Raw genomic sequence first — 2,667 nt, forward strand, 5'->3', positions numbered from 1 at the left:
AAATCTACCTACAACAGAGTGTATAGCTCATTGCGACTGAATTTTCTACCGAAAATTCCACGCAATGTGCTATCTTTCAGCCACGGCTGAAAGATGTGAGCCAGTTTGCTCGCAACGCAGCCATACACACGAACGTTGTGGTGCATTTGAAAATGACAGAAACCGAAGAAAAATATCTGCCGACTGAAATCTTACAAAAGGCAATTGTGAGCGGACAAGAATATGGTTGGAAACGAACTGACTTTAAAGAAGTAGTTGACAAAGCCGTTGAAGTCGGACTTGGAATTATTGGCGGACAAGTTCAATTCAAACTTCCAGACGGAACTTGCGAACTTTATTGGCACAAATACGTCACGACAGAAAGAAAATCAGGAGAAAATTGGAAAGACTACTGTCAGCGGACCAAAGAAGAATGCTTAAGTCAATTTGAAAAACTACCGACCGACAGCGAGTTAATAAAGGACGGAATTGAAAGCTTTGACTTCTTGAAAGAGAAGAGTAAAACTGAAATACCATTCGAAAACTACTTGATTTTCATTCTCTACTTCAACGACCTTGAAATCGAACTAAAAGATGTCTGATAAGAACGTAAATATTGAACTGACAAGAAAAGAAGCAATCGTTCTTTTCGAATTTCTAGGGAGATTTAATGAGATTGACGAATTAAGCAGGTTTGAAGACCAATCAGAGCAAAGAGTTCTATGGGACGTAGAATGTATTTTAGAAAAGAAATTGAGTGAACCATTTCAAGCGGACTATCAAGAGATTGTAAAGAAAGCGAGAGAATCAGTTCGCGATGAAAAAGAATAAAAAAACGCACCACAACAACGCATATAGCTTATGGCGGGTGAACTGCTGCTAGCAAGGCTTTCGCTCTGTAGCCAGCTTTGATTTCAGTGGACAGGTAAGTGCTTCGAAACCGCCACAAGCCATATGCAAACCGTTGTGCGTAATATGACAAAACCGACCGAGAAAGAATAAAAACAAACTCACTTAAAAATAAAGTATGGGAATTCTTGACAAACTTTTTGGAAAGAAAAAAGCAGAAAATGATTCGGGAAATAAAAACGAGACAGAAACTGTTGAATTAAAAAAAGGAGACAAATTCGTTTCAGCGGGTGACAATATTGGCTATAAAATTTCAAGAGACTTAACTGACGAACAAAAAGAGAGAATTCAAAAATCAACCATTTTGCTGCGAACAGGTCAACTTTATACGCATTATTGGACAGATAATTTAATTTGTACAGAAAGAAATGACCAAGAATGGCAAAACAAAGTAATGTTTTTTTGGAAAGCCGAAGAACCATTTCCAAAAAAATCTCTTCCTCCAAATTTTGAGACTTTTAAAGTCAAGTACTTTTTATTTGATGGTGTTACTTCAAATATTTCAGTACAAGTTGGACAAGCAATGCCTTGGTTTGGAATGCCAGGACTTGGAGAAAAACACGTTTGTGAGATGAATGGAGAAAAAGTTACAATACCAGAATTGAACAAACTTGGAAAAGTAGATTATATTGAACAAATAGAATTAACAAATGATAATTTGGATATTCTAACCGACACAGAAAATTATTTCTTCTTGATAGAAGAAAGGTTGACTCCATTCAAAAATGGAAGTTTTTATTTGAATGAAAAACCGATACCGATTAGTTTAGCATATAGTGTTGGAGGCATTCATATTATAAGAAAAACTGAATTAGAATAAAAAATACTACGCCCAACAACGGCTATAAACAATTGGGGTGAAAGTGATAAAACGAAACTATAAACATAAAACAAACTTCTGTGCTAAACTGAAAAGTTAGGGCGTAAAACCCTCAACTGTTCATAGCCGAGACCGTTGTACGCAAGCTAAGAATCACACTGCACATATAGATACAAAAGCATGAAAAGAGAAATGTTGTCAAGAATTTATGAATATAAATATCAAGGTGAATATTTGAATAATTTTAAGGACTTAATCTCTGTCATTCAAGATGTGACAAAAAATATTGACACAGATGGATTAATAGATATTGCGATACATTTAGTAATTGAAAGTCGTAATCATAGATGGGCAATGTATTACTCAAAAGCTTTTGAAATGGCAACAGAACTTCAAAATGAAATCAAGAATGTGACACGTGGTTTGATTAAGAAATTACCGAATGAATTAATTCCTGCCTTAACTTTTATGAATGATAAGATTCCGATGTCAAAAAGCCAACTTGAAACGAACCCAAATGATAGTTGGATTTTATATGCTGACCCGTGGAGTTTTTTTATTTTTGAAACCAAAGCTTCAGCTAAATTGATTGTTAATGACTTTGACAAAAATCTACGAATTGAAATTGAAACTGATGAATATTTTAATTGGAAGCTTAAGAATGAAGAAAAGGCTCCTTACGAATTGATATATTCGAAAATTAATGAATTTCTAAAAAAGGACTGGATGAAAAAAGCCAGCGTACAACACACAATATAGCAAATGGCGGGGAAAGCAGTGATTTGAAGCATTCTTTCCGGCATCAAATTTTGTAACGATGGATAGTGAAGTAGCCGTCAAACCGCCACATGCCATATTGTCAATCGTTGTACTGCATTTAAGCACACCAAAAACCAATTTCCTAAATGAAATATTTCTGCCTTCCTGAAAATGATAACGAAAAAAGATTTGCACTCGGA

General features: G+C 35.1%; 4 protein-coding genes. All 4 read left to right on the forward strand.

The window, feature by feature from the left end:
* Positions 1-152 precede the first annotated feature (152 nt).
* The 4 genes from F598_RS0114085 (at position 153) to F598_RS0114100 (ending at position 2,467) form a co-directional block, all read left to right on the forward strand.
* Positions 153-581, forward strand: a complete 429-nt coding sequence (locus F598_RS0114085; protein WP_019039717.1) for a hypothetical protein — start codon at positions 153-155, stop codon at positions 579-581.
* The gene (locus F598_RS0114090) at positions 574-810 is read left to right on the forward strand and encodes a hypothetical protein (protein ID WP_019039718.1); all 237 of its coding nucleotides are present in this window, start codon (positions 574-576) and stop codon (positions 808-810) included. The genes F598_RS0114085 and F598_RS0114090 overlap by 8 nt, the downstream gene beginning before the upstream one ends.
* A 196-nt stretch (positions 811-1,006) precedes the next feature.
* Entirely contained in the window at positions 1,007-1,708 is a 702-nt protein-coding gene (locus tag F598_RS0114095; RefSeq protein WP_019039719.1) for a glycohydrolase toxin TNT-related protein, read from the forward strand.
* A gap of 180 nt (positions 1,709-1,888) precedes the next feature.
* A complete protein-coding gene (locus tag F598_RS0114100) occupies positions 1,889-2,467 on the forward strand; it encodes a hypothetical protein (RefSeq protein WP_019039720.1) in 579 nt (192 codons plus the stop codon).
* Positions 2,468-2,667 lie beyond the last annotated feature (200 nt).

The organism is Psychroflexus tropicus DSM 15496, assembly GCF_000378765.1.
Lineage (GTDB): Bacteria > Bacteroidota > Bacteroidia > Flavobacteriales > Flavobacteriaceae > Psychroflexus > Psychroflexus tropicus.

Excerpts from the sequence above, each read along its gene's own strand:
- F598_RS0114085 (WP_019039717.1), top strand. The coding sequence starts at position 153 with ATGACAGAAACCGAAGAAAAATATCTGCCGACTGAAATCTTACAAAAG.
- F598_RS0114090 (WP_019039718.1), top strand. The coding sequence starts at position 574 with ATGTCTGATAAGAACGTAAATATTGAACTGACAAGAAAAGAAGCAATC.
- F598_RS0114095 (WP_019039719.1), top strand. The coding sequence starts at position 1,007 with ATGGGAATTCTTGACAAACTTTTTGGAAAGAAAAAAGCAGAAAATGAT.
- F598_RS0114100 (WP_019039720.1), top strand. The coding sequence starts at position 1,889 with ATGAAAAGAGAAATGTTGTCAAGAATTTATGAATATAAATATCAAGGT.